Source organism: Nocardia sp. NPDC058497 (assembly GCF_042720195.1).
Classification (GTDB): Bacteria; Actinomycetota; Actinomycetes; order Mycobacteriales; family Mycobacteriaceae; genus Nocardia.
In genome coordinates this window covers 1-1,725 of record NZ_JBHXMY010000880.1, presented here as the reverse complement: position 1 = coordinate 1,725, position 1,725 = coordinate 1, and the positions used below count along the sequence as shown (strand labels likewise).

The 1,725-nt window shown below is 68.2% G+C and carries 2 protein-coding genes and 1 pseudogene; all 3 read right to left on the bottom strand.

All coding sequences use genetic code 11. The features are described 5' to 3' along the window. Positions 1–828: pseudogene (locus ACFWPJ_RS32070) on the bottom strand (hypothetical protein); the annotation flags it as partial. Continuing rightward, positions 828–1,148 carry a type VII secretion target gene (locus ACFWPJ_RS32065; protein ID WP_378857168.1) on the bottom strand — a complete coding sequence of 107 codons (321 nt, stop codon included), beginning with the start codon at positions 1,146–1,148 and terminating at the stop codon, positions 828–830. The gene ACFWPJ_RS32065 and the pseudogene ACFWPJ_RS32070, both read right to left, overlap by 1 nt. After that, positions 1,145–1,645 (bottom strand): YbaB/EbfC family nucleoid-associated protein, encoded by a 501-nt coding sequence (locus ACFWPJ_RS32060; protein WP_378857166.1) that lies wholly within the window; start codon positions 1,643–1,645, stop codon positions 1,145–1,147. The genes ACFWPJ_RS32065 and ACFWPJ_RS32060 overlap by 4 nt, the downstream gene beginning before the upstream one ends. Positions 1,646–1,725 lie beyond the last annotated feature (80 nt).

The window sequence follows — 1,725 nt, the reverse complement described above, 5'->3', positions numbered from 1 at the left end:
GAGGAAGGCCGCGCCGACTCCTGCGGCGGCGACCTGGGCGGACACGTCCGCGCCCAATTCGGTGACGGTTCCGCCGACTACTTTGCCCGCGAGTTTGCCTGCGGTGGAGGACAGTCCGTCGGCGAGTGCCCCGGTGCCGCCGCCGAGGACGCCGCCGACCGCGCCGCCGACGGCGCCGCCGAAGGTGGCCAGGCCCAGGTCGGTGAGGCCGAACTTCTGCCATGAGCGGTCGCCGTTGTAGACCTGGATGAGGCGGGCGGACAGGTCGGTGCCGCCCTCCTCGAGTGCTTCGAAGGCGGCACCGCGCAAGGCCAGGCGGGCGGCGGCTTTAGCGGCTCCCCGGGTGAGCATGTTCGCGATGAGCTGGCGGATGGCGATGCGCACCGCGATCTGGCCGGCGACCCTGGCCGCGGCGCTGGCGATCAATCCGACGCCGGTCCAGGCGGTGGCCAGGATCTCGACGGCGGTGATGACCATCGTCCCGATGATCACGAGTTTGGTGTGCTCGATGTCGTTGGCGCCGTCGTTGAGGAGTTCCGCCTGCTTCTCGCACCACTTGCGGACGGCGGCGAAAGCCGCTTCGTCGCCGGCGAGGAGATTGTCACGCAGGACGGTGACCTCAGTGTGGGTTTCGCCTTCCGACAGCGCGGTCAGGGCGGCGTTGAACGCGAGGGTGGCGTTGTCGTCGACGGTGTTGAGGGTTTGGGCCATCGTGGTCCACGCGTCGGCGACCCGGCGCATCGCCGTTTCGTCGCCGGCGGGCCAATCACCGGCGCCCAGAATGTATTTCGCGACCCATTGGAGCTCGTCGGGGATCTCGATGCCCATCACAGCGTGCTCGCCGCGGTGCCGAGGGCGCCCGCGGCCGAGGTGTCCTGGTTCTGGAATGCGTCGGCGATGGTGACCATGTTCTCGCCGGATTGGGTCATGGCGGTGGCCAAGCCGGTGACGGCCTTCTGGCCGGATTCGACGCCGGGGGTGTAGTTCTTGGCGAAAGCCGCACCGATCTCGTCGTTGCCCCAGCATTCGCCCTCGGCCGCGATCACCGCTGCCAGCGCCTGGGCGCCGGTGGTGATGGTGTCGGCGACGGAGGTGAACGATGGTTGTGTTCCGCGTAGTGCGGCGGGATCGACGTTGAGTGAGCTCATCGCAGGTACCCGCGGTTGCGGAAGTACTCGCCCTCTTCGTCGTCGGTGTCCTCGACGAGGCGGCGCGGTTCGGCGACCGGTTTCGGCTCAGGGGGCGGGGGTGGGGTGAGCTGGGCGATCAGATCTTTCATGCTGGGAGCGCCCGGGATCAGGTCGGGCAGGTCGGGCATTCCCGAGGTTAGCGGTGCCAGTGCGTCCTCACGTACGCGGGCCGTCTCAGTGGCCAGGCTCGCGATGGCCTCGGTGACCGAGCGGCCCAGCGACTCCGGAGTGGCGCGTTTGAATGCGTCCGGCGCGATGTGCACCTCCCAGACCCCTGCGATCGTGCCGGAAACCCGCACCAGATTGTCCGCCGACCACACGCTCACCGGCTCGGTCGCCCGCGCCTGCGCGTCCAGCAATGCCGACTTCTCGGCGGTGAACGAGTCCAGCATCGAATCGATCTGCGCCCGTAACGCGTCGTTGGCAGCCCGCGTCGGCGCCGACCAGTCGTTCATGAACCCTCGATCCGATAGGAAGCACGTCAGATTATTGGACGCGCCAAACCTGTCTCAGGTTGCACGGTGTGATGCAGATC